General features: G+C 45.2%; 11 protein-coding genes. 5 read left to right on the forward strand and 6 right to left on the reverse strand.

Going from position 1 to position 16539, the window contains the following annotated elements:
• The first annotated feature begins 183 nt into the window (after positions 1-183).
• The gene (locus tag RMY31_RS11820; protein WP_214432979.1) at positions 184-906 is read left to right on the forward strand and encodes a response regulator transcription factor; all 723 of its coding nucleotides are present in this window, start codon (positions 184-186) and stop codon (positions 904-906) included.
• Positions 907-966: 60 nt separating this feature from the next.
• On the opposite strand, the gene RMY31_RS11825 is transcribed toward RMY31_RS11820, so the two are convergent.
• Positions 967-2331 carry a lipid-A-disaccharide synthase-related protein gene (locus tag RMY31_RS11825; RefSeq protein WP_322657927.1) on the reverse strand — a complete coding sequence of 455 codons (1365 nt, stop codon included), beginning with the start codon at positions 2329-2331 and terminating at the stop codon, positions 967-969.
• A gap of 145 nt (positions 2332-2476) precedes the next feature.
• Between RMY31_RS11825 and RMY31_RS11830 the strand changes: the two genes are divergently transcribed.
• The 3 genes from RMY31_RS11830 to RMY31_RS11840 all read left to right on the forward strand — a co-directional run bounded on the left by RMY31_RS11830 (position 2477) and on the right by RMY31_RS11840 (position 8085).
• Positions 2477-4555, forward strand: a complete 2079-nt coding sequence (locus RMY31_RS11830) for an outer membrane protein assembly factor (protein ID WP_322657928.1) — start codon at positions 2477-2479, stop codon at positions 4553-4555.
• Between the two features lie 206 nt (positions 4556-4761).
• Positions 4762-6345 carry a serine/threonine-protein kinase gene (locus tag RMY31_RS11835; RefSeq protein ID WP_322657929.1) on the forward strand — a complete coding sequence of 528 codons (1584 nt, stop codon included), beginning with the start codon at positions 4762-4764 and terminating at the stop codon, positions 6343-6345.
• 570 nt (positions 6346-6915) lie between these two features.
• The gene (locus RMY31_RS11840) at positions 6916-8085 is read left to right on the forward strand and encodes a homocysteine biosynthesis protein (protein ID WP_322657930.1); all 1170 of its coding nucleotides are present in this window, start codon (positions 6916-6918) and stop codon (positions 8083-8085) included.
• Between the two features lie 95 nt (positions 8086-8180).
• Here the strand turns inward: RMY31_RS11840 and RMY31_RS11845 are convergent, their stop codons facing one another.
• Entirely contained in the window at positions 8181-9188 is a 1008-nt protein-coding gene (locus RMY31_RS11845; protein WP_322657931.1) for a hypothetical protein, read from the reverse strand.
• A 376-nt stretch (positions 9189-9564) separates the two neighbouring features.
• Here RMY31_RS11845 and RMY31_RS11850 point away from each other — a divergent pair, with 376 nt between their 5' ends.
• Positions 9565-10434 (forward strand): tetratricopeptide repeat protein, encoded by an 870-nt coding sequence (locus RMY31_RS11850; RefSeq protein ID WP_322657932.1) that lies wholly within the window; start codon positions 9565-9567, stop codon positions 10432-10434.
• A 53-nt stretch (positions 10435-10487) separates the two neighbouring features.
• Here RMY31_RS11850 and RMY31_RS11855 read toward each other — a convergent pair whose 3' ends face one another.
• The 4 genes from RMY31_RS11855 to RMY31_RS11870 form a co-directional block, all read right to left on the reverse strand.
• A complete protein-coding gene (locus RMY31_RS11855) occupies positions 10488-11105 on the reverse strand; it encodes a TMEM165/GDT1 family protein (protein WP_322657933.1) in 618 nt (205 codons plus the stop codon).
• 282 nt (positions 11106-11387) lie between these two features.
• Positions 11388-12350 (reverse strand): protochlorophyllide reductase, encoded by a 963-nt coding sequence (locus tag RMY31_RS11860; protein ID WP_322657934.1) that lies wholly within the window; start codon positions 12348-12350, stop codon positions 11388-11390.
• Positions 12351-12610: 260 nt separating this feature from the next.
• The gene (locus RMY31_RS11865; RefSeq protein WP_322657935.1) at positions 12611-12988 is read right to left on the reverse strand and encodes a response regulator; all 378 of its coding nucleotides are present in this window, start codon (positions 12986-12988) and stop codon (positions 12611-12613) included.
• A 164-nt stretch (positions 12989-13152) separates the two neighbouring features.
• The gene (locus tag RMY31_RS11870; RefSeq protein WP_322657936.1) at positions 13153-16524 is read right to left on the reverse strand and encodes a PAS domain S-box protein; all 3372 of its coding nucleotides are present in this window, start codon (positions 16522-16524) and stop codon (positions 13153-13155) included.
• Between the last annotated feature and the right edge of the window lie 15 nt (positions 16525-16539).

Here is a 16539-nt window from a genome sequence, read left to right on the forward strand (position 1 = left end):
TAGCCATATATCTCCAGCTAGATTTTTAACTATATTTAGGAGGAAAAAATAGCGAATTGATTATTTCTATCGGTGGATGCAGACTGGTTAATAAATCATCTATCTTTGGTTTGGGAAAATCATAGAAGCTGCTTAAAAAATATCGTAGTTTGCATAATGCAATCACAGAGAGCGAGTGTAACAATGAGTGAAATAAGCATTATTTTAATTGAAGATCATGACCTTACAAGAATGGGACTAAGAGCTGCTTTACAGTCATACAGCGGTTTGAAGGTGATTGGTGAAGCAGCAAACGCCACCCAAGGACTAAAACTTTTGGAAACAGCTAAGCCAGATGTAGCAGTGGTAGATATTGGCTTGCCTGACATGGATGGCATTGAACTCACCCGCAAGTTTAGGCGCTACCAAGCGGAGACTGGGCAACCAGCAACCAAAATTCTCATCCTGACAATGGATCATACAGAGGATGCAGTACTTGCTGCGTTTGCAGCAGGAGCAGACTCTTACTACATGAAAGAGACAAGCATCAACAAATTAACAGAGGCAATACAAGCAACTTACGGTGGTAACTCCTGGATTGACCCAGCGATCGCCAATGTAGTATTGCGGAAGATGCGGCAAGGTATTCCCGGAGAAAGCCAACCATCTGACAAGCCGAAGACAGTGAAAATCGAGGCATTGGCAACGGAATACGAACAAGTTTTGGAAACCTATCCGCTGACTCAACGCGAACTAGAAATTCTGGAGTTGATAGTTGCTGGCTGTAGCAATGGTCAAATAGCTGAAAAACTTTATATTACTGTGGGTACAGTTAAGACCCACGTTCGTAACATATTAAATAAACTCTGTGCTGATGACCGTACCCAAGCTGCTGTCCGCGCTTTGCGTTCTGGTTTAGTAGCATGATAGAGAATTAAAAATTAAAAGTGTAAAATTTTACATTTTTAATTTTTAATTGATTTGTTTTCACCCCAATCGTTCCAGCAAGCACTCAGCAATACGTCGTGCTGCTCCCGGTTTACCCATCCTTCGCATACCGTTCTCAGCGATTATTTGCAAACTATCAGGTTCTTTAAATAGCGATCGCATCACATTGGCAACTTCTATTGGCTGCTCGACTAAAATCAAGGATGGCCCCAAAAGACGGCTTTGAGCTTCAGCAAAGGCAGGGTTGTATTGGGGTCCATCACCAGGAATGGCGATCGCAGGTTTACCTAAACCGACAAATTGTTCTGTTGCTGTACCTGCCATGGCGATCGCCACATCTCCCCAATGCAAACATTCATTGTAGGCTTGTTGTGTAAGTAGCAAATATGCATTTTTTTGCTTAAATATCAAGGTATTAGGATCGGGAAGTAAGATAGGTGATTCTGAGTGGAGTTGCCAACCCTGAGATTGCACAGTTTGAGACAAAATATTACAGTCCAAGCCAGGAGCGATCGCACCTAAAAAGACTAAACTTCCAGAAGTGTGAAAAATTGCATCTCGCTCTTGGAAACTAGCCATCAATGCAGACACAGCCAGCATAATTACTTTCCAGTTAGTATATGCTTCTGGCGCACGGGAACCAGGAAGCAGAGTGATAACTAGCGGTCGAGCTAATTCTTGCTGTTGGACATCGGCACTATAAAATTGTTGGGGTGAGACAGTTGGCTTTAAACCATCCATCATCGGATTGCCCAAATCAAAAGCTGGAATTGACCACTGTTTCAAGATTTCTGTAGTTAGTGAATCTCTGGGGAATACTGCCCGACAACGGCGACAACTCATCAACCAACGTTCCCAAGGATGATAAATCGAACCAGAAAAGTTTTCCCAACGTGCAGCTTTTGATTTTCTTGGTAATAAGCCAACTTCATTCCGCACGTAGTATTCTGATTTAGCTGTGCCCACAAAGGCATAATTAGCACCACTTAAATTTGCAAACAACAGTGGTACAATATCTCCCACAGCTAAAATAGCCTTCTTATTACCTAACCTTTTTTGAGAACTAACCCAGCGGCGTATAGCTTTAATTTGGCTAAAAGTAAGTTGCAGTAAACCGCCGCGGACATCTCGTATCAGTTCCCGCCCATCCATATAAATAAAGCCGCCAGAAGGCATAGTGCGTACTGAACCAATACATGGAATATGCAACTGTTGATAAGCGCGTCCTTCACCCACCAGAGGTAAAGCAAAGATATCTGGTGGGTTTAATTGTTGCTGAAGTTCCTGCAAAATGCGGACAGCAATTATATCCTCTCCATGACCGTTACTTAAAACAAGTAACTGCAAACCAGAAGTGGTAGCAGGTGTATTAGAGGCTAAAGATGACCGTGATACATCATTCATAAGAAACAAAATATTGAAATGAACGGTCTATTTGGGCAAAGAGGTATAAAAAAAGAGATATTAAACAGCAAAGCTGCTGGAAGTTACTATTATCTCCATTACTTCACCTCAATAAAAATAACTCCCATTTCATAGACTAAATATTATGCGAGTTTCTTCTGCGGCAATTTTTACTTTAGCTACTTTGGCAGCTAGCAATATAACTCAAAAAGTAATGGCTGCAACTGCCACAACATCCTCTTATAAAGAACAAACTAAAAACTTGATAGTTCCAGTGATTGAAGAAACGCCCACACAGGTCAAGGCTATCTCATCCCCGGAAACCCTAGTTGCCCAACAATTTTCTCAAAATCCTGTAGTTGTCCAGTCAAGTGCAAACAACAATTCTACAGTAGCTCAAACGCCAATCAAGGGAAATGCTCCCGTCATCTTGCCTCCATCTCCAACTCCTCCCATCACCCCACCCGCCACCAAACCTCCTACCATTGAAAATGGCTTAGTGGTCACAGCTACAGAAGTGCAGGTAGTAGGGGCTACTGGGGAATTGCAGCAGATTATTCGCCAAGTAATTAAAACCCAAGCGGGTGGAGAAACCAGTCAAAGCCAATTACAAAAAGATGTCGCAGCAATTTTGGAGACTGGTTTATTTGCCAGTGCCAACGTGAATAGCCGCAGCACCCCAGGGGGATTGAATGTAGTGTATCAGGTAAAACCAGTAGTAGTGCGATCGCTGCAACTTTCCGGTGCGAAAGTACTCACCTATCAAGTAGTACAAGAACGTTTCCAATCGCAAATCAACACCGCCATTAGTCCAGCAGGACTCCAGCAAGCAGTACAACAAGTTAACAAGTGGTACGCCGACAACGGTTATAACTTGGCACAGGTGCTATCAATTAAACCTAGCCGTGAAGGAATTCTCACCGTGAATGTGGCTGAAGGCTTGGTGGGTGATATTAAATTTCGCTTTGTTAACGACGAGGGCAAAACTGTAGATGAAAAAGGCAACCCAGTTGGAGGACGCACCAAACCAGATTTCATCCAGCAACAACTGAAGCTTAAGCCTGGCCAAATCTTTCAAGAAAATATAGTACGGCAAGACGTGCAGCAGCTATATCGCACCGGCTTATTTGAAAGTGTGAATGTTGCCCTAGAAGGAGATGCCACGAAAGTTAATTTGGTTTACGAACTTAAGGAATATGGGGCGCGTGCCATTAACTTGGGTGGTAGTTACAACAGCGACCAGGGACTGATAGGTACTGTAAACTATCAAGACCAAAATATTGGTGGTGTTAACGATACTTTGGCTGTCAATGTTGGCTTAGGTATTCGTGACTTCCAGTTTGACAGCAAATTTATCAGTCCCTATCGTTCAAATAATCCCGATCGCTTGGGCTACACTGTAAATGCCTTCCGTAACCGAGAAGTTTCCGAAACTTTTGATGATGAGATTAAGCTAGCTAACGGCGACAAAGTACGCGAAGGTAAGCTTGGCGGTGGTATCAGCTTCCAAAGACCGATTGACGGCTGGGATACCTCCTTGGGCTTTAACTACTCTCGCACCAGTATTCGCGATCGCCAAGGTAATATTACCCCAACTGACGCTCAGGGCAATCCCCTGTCTGTGAGTGGTACTGGTGTCGATGACCTGACTACCGTATCTTTCACAGCCACCAAAGACCAACGGGATAACCCCAACAATCCCACACAAGGTTCCTTACTGCGTCTCAGTACAGAACAATCTGTACCCGTCGGTCAGGGTAATATTTCCATGAATCGCCTCAATGCAAATTACAGCCAGTACGTACCAGTTCAGTTATTTAGCAGCAAACAGCCACAAGTATTTGCCTTGAATGTACAAGCTGGCACCGTCATTGGTGATTTGCCGCCCTATGACGCTTTTAACTTAGGTGGTTCCAACTCAGTGCGGGGTTATGATGGTGGTGATGTTGGTAGTGGTCGTAGTTATGTGCTGGCTTCCGCTGAATACCGCTTCCCCATCTTGCCCATAGTCGGGGGTGTAGTGTTTGCTGACTTTGCCTCAGATTTAGGTTCTGGTGATACTGTATTAGGAGATCCAGCAGGCATGCGAGGCAAACCAGGTCAGGGGTTTGGTTATGGTGCTGGGGTACGCGTTGACTCACCTCTAGGTTTAATCCGAGCTGACTATGGGATTAACGACCAAGGAGAAAGCAGAGTGCATCTCGGTATAGGTCAACGTTTTTAGGAGATTGGGGACTGGGGACTGGCGACTGAGGATTGGGAACCGGGAATAAGTTAGTGGACATTTGAAATTTTCTCCCCCTGCTCGCCCTGCTCCCTCCTCTCCGCTACCTACTGTATTATGAAAAAGACTTTGTAAGTCACTGAAGACTCAGGAATCAGTACTTATCTGCTCACTCAGAACTAAGGACTCAGGACTTAAAACTCTCTATGTTAGCAGGCACAATTTTACAGGGTGGAAAGTATACCCTAATCCAGGAAATAGGGCGCGGTGGCTTTGGCATCACGTTTAGAGCTACTCATCATTACTTAGGTCATGAAGTAGTGATGAAAACTATCAATGAACGGCTGCGCCAACATCCAGATTTTGGCAAGTTTGAACGTCAGTTCCAAGACGAAGCCAGACGATTAGCTACTTGTATCCACCCAAATATTGTCCGAGTCAGCGACTTTTTTATCGAAGATGGGCTGCCTTACATGGTGATGGAATACATTCCTGGGGACACTTTGGGAGATGCTTTTGTCTTGCCAGGGATACCCTTGCCAGAAGCAACAGCAATTCATTACATCCGGCAAATTGGGGCAGCATTGCAGGTAGTACACAACAATGGTTTACTGCACCGAGATGTCAAGCCAGATAATATTATCCTCCGCCAAGGCACTCAAGAGGTAGTACTGATTGATTTTGGTATTGCTAGAGAATTTAACAGCGGTGTGAGGCAAACTCACACAGGTCTGGTTTCTGAGGGCTATTCTCCACTGGAACAGTACCTGAAGCAAGCACCGCGTACACCTGCTACAGATGTTTATGGTTTGGCAGCAACATTATATGCTTTATTGACAGCACAAGTTCCCTTGCCAGCATTGTTGCGCGATCGCGAAAAAATGCCTTCTCCCCGCGAACTGCAACCCCACCTGAGTGCAGCAGTCAATCAAGCGGTAATGCGTGGTATGGCTGTAGAATCACGCTTTCGTCCAGCAACAGTCGCTGAGTGGCTACAACTATTACCTGGAAATGAAGTGAATGTTACACCTCAAGCTGTAGCTACTCACATGGTGCCAACTATCGAATTATCTGCCCAGCAGTACCAACAAAAATTACCTGGAGGAACTGTTCTAAATCGCATTAAGAAGCCATCACCGCTCAATAATGTGACCACAATTGGTAAGAAACTGCAAACTTCTAAAATATTTTTAGGTACAGGTATTGCCCTTGTTGCTGCTACAGCAGGTTTTGGCATTACTAATTTAATTTCTCATTATCAGCAACAGACGTTAGAACAGCAGAAAACAGAACCTGCTGGCAAAAGCCCTACCGTCGATTTTACACCTGTGCCTCTGGGTCAAGAGACTAACGCTGCCAAAGCTTCTCAAACCTCCTCGCCAAATGAATCTGCACCTGTCTCCAACTCCAGGCGGCGCAGCAAGCGCAGCTATTCTAGTAAACAAGAACAATCTCCAAATACTAGTAGCAGCGATTCTACCGAAAAATCGTCGCAACCAAACTCAATAGAATCTTCACGCCGCGATTCCGAAAAACCCTCATCTTCGCCTAGTGTTTCCCCTTCGCCGTCGCTAGTAGAAAAGCTACGGACTATCCGTTCATCTCGCCGTACTTCTCCTGCATCATCATCAGAAAATACTTTGCCCTCTTCTGGAAAGAATTCCACCTCACCCCTACCTGTGAAGAAATCTAATCCTGTAGTTATACCAGCAGCGCCACTACCTGCGGAATCAAAACGGTCAGATCCTCCCGCTGTAGTAGTGCCAACCCTAGAGGATAAGCAAAACTGATCTACTGATAGCCAATCTCAAAAAAATGACAAGCCCCAGGAAGATTCATCAGCTAATAGCGATTAAGAACACGGCTTAAGTAAAATACAAAACCTGAATGCTGAAATTGTACTTTTGATTGTTGACGGGTGAGTAAAAGTCAATAAGTCAGCAAGGTAGATTTTCATTTGTCCTGGCGTACGAAAACTACTTCCTTATAGCCAAGAGGTAAGTTTTTTGTTGTAAGGTGTCTTAGGTGTTTATAGTTGCTAGAGTAAGTAGTTGCACAAAATTAAATTCATTAGTGGAGGGAGGGAACAGGGAACGGGGAACAGCTTGAAGAATGTGTAAGTAGAACGACTGAAATAATTCACGCTATGTCATTGCGAATGGAACGAAGTGAAATGAAGCAATCGCAAAGGTTATATCGATTTTACATTCTGTTACATAGCTAGGTTTATTTTCACCAACTTACTTAATTAATTTTGTTTAAGTACTTATTAGTCTAATAACTTGAAAAAAAATAAATTAGATAATTGCTAGACAAAAAAACTAAAAAATCGAATAAAAGTATAATTCGCTACATTTAAAATGCGAACAATTGCGGAAATTAACGAAAAAATCAGCCGCCAATGTGCGGTAGTATTAACAGTTGAAGAATTAAAAGCACGAGTTGCCGAAGTCGGTGCTACCAAAGTTGCCAAGGAAGTTGATGTGATTACCACTGGCACTTTTGAGCCGATGGAATCAAGTGGTGCAATTATTAATCTCGGACACACTGACCCCCCGATTAAAATTCGCCGCTGCTGGATTGATGGTGTGCCAGCATATACTGGTTTTGGAGCAGTAGATTTGTACTTAGGCGCTAGTTGTGCCGTAGAGGTAATAGATGGTGAAGAAGTCCGAGAACGTGGCGGCGGACATGTTATAGAAGATTTGATAGCAGGCAAACACGTACACGTAAGAGCGCAAGGACAAGTAACAGATTGTTACCCACGGGCAACTTTTGAAACTACAGTTACTCGTGACACGATAAATCAGTTTTATTTATTCAATCCGCGCAATCTTTATCAAAATTTTATTGTGGGAGTGAATGGAGGCGATCGCCCACTTTTTACCTATCTCGGCTCTTTACAACCGCGTTTAGGAAATGCAGTTTACTCTAACCCCGGTGCTATTTCCCCACTACTCAACGACCCCGATTTGCAACTTGTTGGCATTGGTACACGAATTTTCTTAGGCGGTGGTATTGGCTATGTAGCTTGGGAAGGCACTCAGCACTTCCCCTTACAAAAGCGGTTAGCCAATCGCACACCAATTGGACCGGCTGCAACTTTAGCTTTGATTGGTGATGCCAAGCAAATGGATGCTCGTTGGGTGCGGGGTTGTTACTTTAAAAGTTACGGGCCTTCGTTGATGTTAGGCGTAGGCGTTCCTTTCCCCGTGTTAAATGAAGAAGTAGTTGAACACTGTGCAGTCCAAGACAAAGATTTAGTAGCACCGATAGTGGACTTTTCCATTCCTCGGCGCGTCCGTCCCACGTTTGGGTTGGTGAGTTACGCCCAATTAAAATCTGGGCGTGTCACCATTGAAGGCAAAACAGTGCGGGCTGCCCCCCTTGCAAGTATGTTTTTTTCTCGGCAAATCGCCATAGAGTTAAAACAGTGGATTGAAGCGGGCACTTTTACCCTCACACAACCAGTTTCCCCACTTCCGGTAGAGCGATCGTTTCTACCCCAAGATCGGTGGGCGGATTTTTGAGAAGAGGCGGAGGGGCAGAGGGGCGGGGGGCAAAGGAGAAATTGTTACAAGTCTTTCTCCTCATCTCCCTTATTCCCCCTGCTTCCCCTGCTCTTTTACTCCTGAGTTGGTTTTGGTCGTTTGATCGGCTTAGGAGCGGGTGCTTTTGGTATAGGTTTTGATACTACAGAAGGATCGCCGCTTGTTTTCTTAATTGGACGTGGTGTCTCTCCAGTACTACGTCTGGGGGGAAATGGTTTTCTTCCTCCACCACCGCCACCACGAGGACCACCTTTAATAAATGGTGGCCTGCGTTTTTTGGGCAATTCGGCGATCGCCTCAGCGTTTTCTACTACCAATACGTCAGCTTCTCGCTTGACTTGGAAGTCCCAAAACTTACCCACTGCTTTAGTAGTCAGCACACCCCGCAGTTTTAACTTAAAATATTTGGGTTTTTCAGTCGGTTTGCGTGCAGCCTGCTTAATTTTGACGACTAAGCTCTTAGCGTCAAAAGATTGGTAAACTACTTCACCACGAACAGAAAAACCACCATCCGGAATGTCGGATGAGGGTGCTAAGTCGCTGATAGTTTCTTCAGGGTTCTCGGTTATATCATCGGGGGTCTGCAACTCTTGTGACCCAGATTCCTTGTCCTCTTCGATTGCATGTTTGGCCAGATTTTCTGGCTCCCAAACACCTACAATTTGGATGTGCAAGGTGTCATTTTCTTGCCTTGTGCGCGGATAAACTACCCACAGATGATCTTTTTCGAGGTCTAAATGATTCTTGACTAAGCTCATAATCCGACCGAGGAGGACAGCGTTGAGTTCTACACCATCTACGGTCAGCAAGGTACCTTGAGTAAATTGTTCGCTACTGGCAAGGTAGCGACCCCGGACTAACCCAATCGCTCGGTACTGCATCGGTTCGCTGGGAGGTGGAATCGGTTGCTGCCGATTCGCTAAGTTCCCATTTGAGGCAGTCTCGCTAGGGTTAACAGGCGAATTCTCAAGTTTAGGGGACTGGGCTGCTACTGTATGAACATTAGCAGTTGCCTCTATATCGGTTTGAGGCTGGTTGGAGGCATCGGAGGATTCAGGCGAAGGCATCAGGTCGGAATTCATAAAAACTCCTTGCGGCGGAGACACATCCCAATTGTGGGATTTTACGAAAGCAGATGAAAAGAGCGTTTGTGCGGAGTAAAGAAAGTATATTTGCTTTCTTTAAAGTCACATCACGCCTTATACAATCTGCAATACGCTAAATTTAGCTTTATACCATAAAGCTGTAATTTAGCGCCTTAACACTAGTTTCGGAAGCATATCATAGCTACTATTTTGACGGCTCCTCCTAAAGTCATCAATTACTTTAGCAGCGTAAATAGTTATTTGTTATAAAATTCACAGAGCATTGGCGGTATTCCGCAAAGTTTTGGAAATTTTTAACTTTCCGATTTATGTAAATGATAATGTCATTAGAGTTCTGGAGAAGTAGAAAACTGTGTCTCAACCGCGCAACCGTTGGATAGTTCAGATAATCTTGGCGCTGGCAATTCTTGCTTTTGTGGGTGTTTCGGTGGTTCCCATAATTGGAGCATTTAATAATACGCCATCCACAAACCAGAATAATGGTAGCACCAGAGGCAGCTTAGCTTCCTCTGACCAAAAATCAAAATTGGAAGACGAAGTACGAGGTTACGAACTGGTTTTGCAAAGGGAACCAGAAAATCAAACCGCCCTGAAAGGCTTATTACAGGCGCGGCTACAACTCCTCAGTTTAAAACAGGGCGATATTCAAGGAGTGATTGAACCTCTAGAAAAGCTAGCGAAGTTGAATCCAGAAAAGACTGAATACGGAGTGCTACTAGCTCAAGCAAAGCAGCAAATTGGCGATAAGGAAGGAGCCGCCCAAGCTTATCGCTCTATTTTAGATACAAAACCCGGTGATTTGAATGCTTTGCAGGGAATGGTGGCTCTTTTGGTAAATCAGCAACGTCCAGAAGCAGCTATTGGCTTGCTGCAAGACACACTCAAGAATGCAGACCAAGCAAATACAATTCAGCCTGGAAGTATAGATACGGTGGCAGTGCAGGTGTTGCTGGGCAATGTTCACGCCTCGCAGAAACGCTACGCTCAAGCTAACTCTGTATTTGACCAAGCAATTAAGAAAGCTCCCAAAGATTTCCGCCCCGTTTTAGCAAAAGCAATGCTCTTGAAACAACAGGGAAAAGTTACGGAAGCAAAGCCTTTGTTTGATAATGCTGTGGCTTTAGCTCCTGCTAAGTACAAAGACGAAATTAACAAAGCAGCAGCTTCTCCTACTCCGATTCCAGCTGCATCACCCGCACCTGACAGTACTACCAAGCCGTAAGGGAGATGAGGGGGAAAGACTTGTAACAATTTCTCCTCTGTCCCTCCGCCTCCTCACGCTCCTTCTATAGCGGCGATTACACCAAAAATCAGAAACAGGCATCCACCAGCAAAGGTGAGTTGACGTTCGCTAATGCGACCAGCAATCATTTTGCCACCGATAACAGCGATCGCGGCACAAATTGTATGTCCTAAAATTGCACCCGTCGTCACTCCAATGGGATCATTTCCTGCTGCTAAAGCAATGGTGGCAATTTGCGTGCGATCGCCCCACTCGGCCATAAATGTTAATACAAAGGCTTCTGTTAAAATTGCCCAATAATTTTTGTGCTTTGGTAATTGTAAATCTGCCTGTTTTACTGCTGCTTTTGCTTCTTCTACAACTTCTGTATCACAAGCAGCAGGCATCTTCCTAGCTTGATACAACAGCTTAATACCAAAGGCAATGAACAAAACTATTTCAGCGTAGTGAATATAAACTTTTGGCAATAAAGACGCTGTTTGTCCTAATAGCACAGAAAGTATTGTCATCGCGGCTAAAGCGGCTGTCACACCGATGAATACTAGCCGCCGCGAGTGGTGCATTGCTAGAATCACAGCGATAAAAAAGGTTTTATCCCCTAGCTCTGAAACTGTAATTAGTAGTAAACCTGCGGTAAAAGCTGTTAACACTCTCTCAAGCTCCTGAAGAATCGCTGACCGATGTGAAGCTCGATGAGAGTGCAAGACTTCACCAAGCTTCACACTCTTGGGTGTGAACTCAGTGAAGGTCTCGCTTCCAAATATTTATTATTTGTCACCTAAACCAGGCTCATCGCCAGTATGTTGATTCAGGTGTACTGGCTTTTAAATTTTGCCAGCAGCTACTCCCCTTCTATTCGATAAAGATTGTATATCTGTCTTCAATAGGAGTCAAGAGAGTATGCGATCGCCATCAACTCTAACACCCAGTTTTCACGCCAGTCCGACTAACTTTTCGCTTAGTTCCCATAGGCGCTCCGCTTTTTCATCATCGCGGGCCTGGGGTGAAACCTTTTGCACAAAAGATTTGCCATCTTTTTTCTGGCGATTTCCCCAACTCCAATAAGCACCAGATTGGCCGTACTCAGGATCGGCTATTACTGCCGCGACCCGCTCTCCTGACAATTCCTGAGACACATATCCCCCAGTAATGTACTTTTGGAACAATGGGAAGAGTTTCTGGAACAAAGGATAGTGGTTGCGGAATAGCGGTGTTTCAGCAACACATCCCGGATAGAGAGAACTGAAGACGATACCAGTAGACTCGTGATAGCGATGATGCAATTCCCGCATAGTCAGGACGTTACAAACCTTGCTATCTTTGTAAGCTTTGACAGGTTCAAACTTCTTGCCATCAATCATCGATATCGGTGGTTTAAAGCCCTCTGCAAAGCCCTGCAAATCACCCAAGTCTGGACGCGGCGGAATTTTCCCACCCAGTTCGTCGGGGTTGTGGGTCACGGTTCCCAAAATCACAAGCCGTCGTTCTGGGGCAGGTGACTGCTTCAGATCCTCAAGCATGAGGTTGCACAGCAGAAAATGACCGAGGTGATTGGTGGTAACAGTTAACTCGTACCCTTCTGGGCTGCGTAACGGCTCTTTTAATAAGGGCATATAAATTGCAGCGTTGCACAGTAAAGCGTCTAGAGACTTGCCGCTGGCTCGGTAGTTATTCACAAATCGGCGAACGCTTTCCAAGGAGCCGAGGTCGATAAGCATAATGGTGTAGCTGTCCTCGGTCATTCCTACATCTCGGGCAGCTTTTTGTGCTTTTACCACATCCCGGCAGGCCATCACCACATGCCATCCTCTTTCGGCAAGTGCTTTCGCCGCATACAAACCGACCCCCGAAGAGGCACCCGTGATTACAACTGTTGACTTTCGATCCTGTGCCATTCTATTCAGACTCTTTTAACTGCCTTTTACTATCTCCAAAATCTTACATTACTTGAGTTACCACCTCTGATTGTTTGAGATGTTTTACAGTTATTAGAATATTGGAAAAAGTTTTAGCTCCCAAGTAGCGATCGCATAGAGCATAGATGTGACTATCTTTACTTGGTTGAACAAACTAGTATGATTTGTGGAACAAGATAAAGTATTGTAAAACTTCTGTATCAAGCCTTTTTCTCTGTGTCTAAATTACGAATTAGTTATTAAAAACCCAACACTTGTCTTGATTTTTCCAGTACTTCCTTGGGGCGAAATGGTTTAGTTAGATACAGGTCAGCACCAACATCAATTCCTTTTTGTTTATCAAATTCCTGCCCCTTTGCTGTTAACATTATGATGTAGATGTCAATCATTTGCAGGTCGTGTTTAACGGTATGGCAGACTTCTAGCCCACTCATTTTAGGCATCATCACATCGAGAAACACTAGGTTTGGTTTTTCGGTTTTAATGGTTTCGAGGGCTTCTTCTCCATTTCTGGCAGTGAGTAGTTCAACCCCTTCATCTTCTAATGCTTCTAGAGCTTGTTCCATCAAAATCACGATATTAGGTTCATCATCAACAATCAGAATTTTCTGCGTCATATGTTTTCCAAGTTGGGGATTAGAAATTAGGGAGTGGGGAAGGGAAAAGGTTAAAGGGTAAGGGATAAAGGTTAAAGGCTTCGCCTTGGGTAAGGGGTAAAGGAATTAAACAAAGTTCTTCTACTTTCCCCTTTCCCCTTTCTTTGTCCCCAGTACCCAAGCAATTAGCGCTCGGACAGCATGATGAAGAATACATTCTCCAACCCCTTTTCAAACCGTAGGGTTTTCACCAGGTCAGCTTCTTGAGAGAACATAGAATCGAGGATGATCATGTCAGGTTTGGTTGAGAGGGCTTTATTAATGCATTCTTGGGGGTCGGAGGCTTCAATGACGTTGTATCCCTGAGTTTGCAGTACATCTGATATAGTTTTTAAGGTTGAAGCATTTTTATCGACAACCATTACCTTCTTACTGGAAGTGCCCTGAGATAGCAGCGAACCAATTTCGTTGAGGAGTTTCTCTGTGTGAATTGGCTTAGTGAGATAGCGATCGATGCCAATGTGGTAGCCCCGTTCTCTGTTTTCAATAATTGACAGGATGATAATCGGAATATCTGCGGTTTGGGGGTCATTTTTGAGGACGGCTGCTACATCGAAGCCGTTGATTTGGGGCATCATCACGTCTAGAAGAATCAGATCGGGACGGGCTGTTTTGATTTGATGAATCGCATCCATGCCGTCTTTTGCTTCCCGAACGTTGTAGCCTTCGTTTTCTAGTTGTTGACGGAGCAGTTCCCGAATGTTGGCATCATCATCCACTACCAGAATGGTTTTGCGGTTTTGGTTCGGCACACTGTTTGTAGTGATGACGTGTTCTTTTAGTTGTTTGACCAGCGCATCCAGATTCAGATTGCCACAGGTTTTGTTGTCGCTGGCGTAGATAGGAATGATGAACGAGAAGGTGCTACCTTTACCTGGTTCACTCTCCACCCAGATTCTACCGCCGTGATGATCGACGATTTGTTTACAGATGGGCAGTCCTAACCCTGTGCCTTTGGGTTTGTCGGTGAGGGTGTCGCCAACTTGGCGGAATTTCTCAAAGACTTTGGGCTGGTCTTCAGATGCAATGCCAATGCCTGTGTCGATGACGCTAATGCAAACACCATCGTTCTTGAGTCCAACACGACAGATCACAGAACCAGACTCAGTGAATTTAACAGCATTGGAAATCAAGTTAATTAGGACTTGCAACAAACGATTGCGATCGCCGACAATTTGAGGCATTCCGGGTTCAATCTCGCTAATTAGCAGCAAGCCATTGGTTTCAAACAACCCTGCTGTGGAAGTAGTTGCCCAATCTAGTAACTCGCTGGGGTCAATGGGCTGCATCTGCCATTCCACCTTACCTGCTTCCATCTTGGCGATATCTAAAACATCGTTAATCAAAGAAGTCAGCCGTTCTGCTTCTGACACAATAATGTTGAGATTGTTATCTACCCGCTGGATAGTTTTCTGAAGCTTGCGGTCTTCGGTAGAAATCATGGGGAACACATCAGTTTCCAGCTTTTCTTTAATAATGGACGCAAAACCGAGGACAGAGGTCAGTGGTGTCCGCAGCTCGTGAGAAACGGTGGAGATAAAGTCGGTCTTCATCTTGTCGATTTCCTTTTCCGCCGTGATATCCCGAATCAGCAGCGCCGAACCGAAGCAGGTAGCGGGTTCGTTGACCGCCGCTTTTTTGAAGATGGCGGTTGCCACTGCCTGACCGATGCGTTCCTTTGCCAGTGCAACTTCAGCAGCGAACACCTCTTGGGGATGAGATTGGGTTTGTTCAACCAAATGGGCCAAACCAGATATCGGCAGTTCCTGGTAGTGACCGTTGAGAGCAGTAGCTGTCAATCCATGCATAGCTAAAAAGGCAGGATTGAAGTGAGTGATTTGTCCTTTGGTGTCTGCCACTAACAGACCATCCGCTAAGTTATCCAAAATGGCATTTAAACCCTGGGCTTCTGCTAGGGTATTTTGCAGGGCAGCTGTCCTTTGTGCAACTCTGGCTTCCAAGTCTTGATTCAGTTGTCGCAGAGCGATTTCTGCTTGTTTGCGGGCAGTGATATCGGTATTGATTTTCAGCACCGCGCAGGGTTGACCAAAGGTATCCCGTTGCAACGTCCAGCGGCTCTGAACTGTGATGAGTTTGCCGTCGCGGGTGATGTGTTGCAGTTCTCCTTCCCAATTCCCTTGGTGTAATAACTCCGCCATGATTTCTTCTAAAGGTTTTGGAAAAGTAGTATTCAAAAATGTGTGAATGTATTGGTCTTTCACTTCCTCACGAGTCCAACCATAGAGCCTTTCTGCTCCTTGATTCCAGTAAGAGATTTTTTCAGCCATGTCGCGCACTACGATCGCATCGCTGGAATGATTCAACATCTCCAATAAACGTTGATTTTCGGCTTCTGCCAGTTTGCGATCGTGAATGTCGGTGCAGGTGCCAATCCACTCGCGAATGCTGCCGTCTGTTTCTAGAACGGGGGCACCACAAACCGAGAAATAGCGGTAGATGCCATCCTTGCCACGCAGTCGGTACTCGGTTTCATAAAGGCTGCGGTTTGCCACAGCCCGATTCCAGTCATCTGCGGAGCGGGCACGGTCATCAGGGTGAATTGGATCGACCCAGCCCCAACCCTCGACCTCCTCTTCAGTCTGCCCCGTATAGGCTATCCAGGTAAGCATTTCACTGCTAATCCCCAGTCCTTCCGGCGTGGCTCCCCAGACGATCTGTGAGGTGGCAGCGACTAAAGAACTATATCGTTCTTTCAGCCGCTGATTTTCGGCTTCTGCCAGCTTGCGATCGTGAATATCGGTGCAAGTGCCAATCCACTCCCGAACGCTACCATCATCTTCGATGACGGGGGCACCCCAGACCCAAAAGTAGCGATAATTGCCATCCTGACCCCGAATTCGGTATTCAATTTGATACATGCTGAGGTTGGCTACGGCAATACCCCAGGCTTCTCCGGTGTAGCCGCGATCGTCGGGATGTACGGCATCAATCCAGCCCCCATTCTCAGCTTCAGCTAGACTTTGACCTGTATAGGCGATCCAGTCTGTTAATTCAAAGCAAATTCCTTCTGGTGTGCTGACCCAGATAATTTGTGTATTAGTTTTCACCAGAGAGCGGTATCGTGCCTCGCTCCGTTTTAAAATTTTTTCAGAGTGTAGGCGTTCCTCTTGGACACGCTTAAGGTCGCTAATGTCCTCCACGCTTGACCAGAGCAACTTCTCCCCATCCTTTTCGATCAACTGTCCAGAAAGCCTCACGGGAACTAGATGGCCATCTTTGTGGATGTACTCTTTCTCATAAGGTCCGTAGCGACCTGTTTGTTCCAAATCTTCTAGCGTAGATTGCTCGGTGGCAACATACTTTTCTGGGGTAATCTGCCAGTAAGTGAGATTCAATGTTTCCGAAACGGTACGACCCAAAATAGCAGCATAGGCGGGATTGATGTCAATCAGTGTCCCATCCATCCGGCACAGTACCAGCCCAACAGGACATTGTTCAAATAGCTGACGATTGTATTCCTCAAATTGGCTAGACATTATTGAGGTTTCCTT

This window comes from Dendronalium sp. ChiSLP03b, assembly GCF_034531165.2.
In the GTDB taxonomy this organism is placed as follows: Bacteria; Cyanobacteriota; Cyanobacteriia; order Cyanobacteriales; family Nostocaceae; genus Dendronalium; species Dendronalium minutum.

Coding starts and splice junctions, on each gene's coding strand:
- RMY31_RS11870 (WP_322657936.1), bottom strand. CDS start 16,524: ATGTCTAGCCAATTTGAGGAATACAATCGTCAGCTATTTGAACAATGT.
- RMY31_RS11840 (WP_322657930.1), top strand. CDS start 6,916: ATGCGAACAATTGCGGAAATTAACGAAAAAATCAGCCGCCAATGTGCG.
- RMY31_RS11830 (WP_322657928.1), top strand. CDS start 2,477: ATGCGAGTTTCTTCTGCGGCAATTTTTACTTTAGCTACTTTGGCAGCT.
- RMY31_RS11860 (WP_322657934.1), bottom strand. CDS start 12,350: ATGGCACAGGATCGAAAGTCAACAGTTGTAATCACGGGTGCCTCTTCG.
- RMY31_RS11835 (WP_322657929.1), top strand. CDS start 4,762: ATGTTAGCAGGCACAATTTTACAGGGTGGAAAGTATACCCTAATCCAG.
- RMY31_RS11825 (WP_322657927.1), bottom strand. CDS start 2,331: ATGAATGATGTATCACGGTCATCTTTAGCCTCTAATACACCTGCTACC.
- RMY31_RS11845 (WP_322657931.1), bottom strand. CDS start 9,188: ATGAATTCCGACCTGATGCCTTCGCCTGAATCCTCCGATGCCTCCAAC.
- RMY31_RS11865 (WP_322657935.1), bottom strand. CDS start 12,988: ATGACGCAGAAAATTCTGATTGTTGATGATGAACCTAATATCGTGATT.
- RMY31_RS11820 (WP_214432979.1), top strand. CDS start 184: ATGAGTGAAATAAGCATTATTTTAATTGAAGATCATGACCTTACAAGA.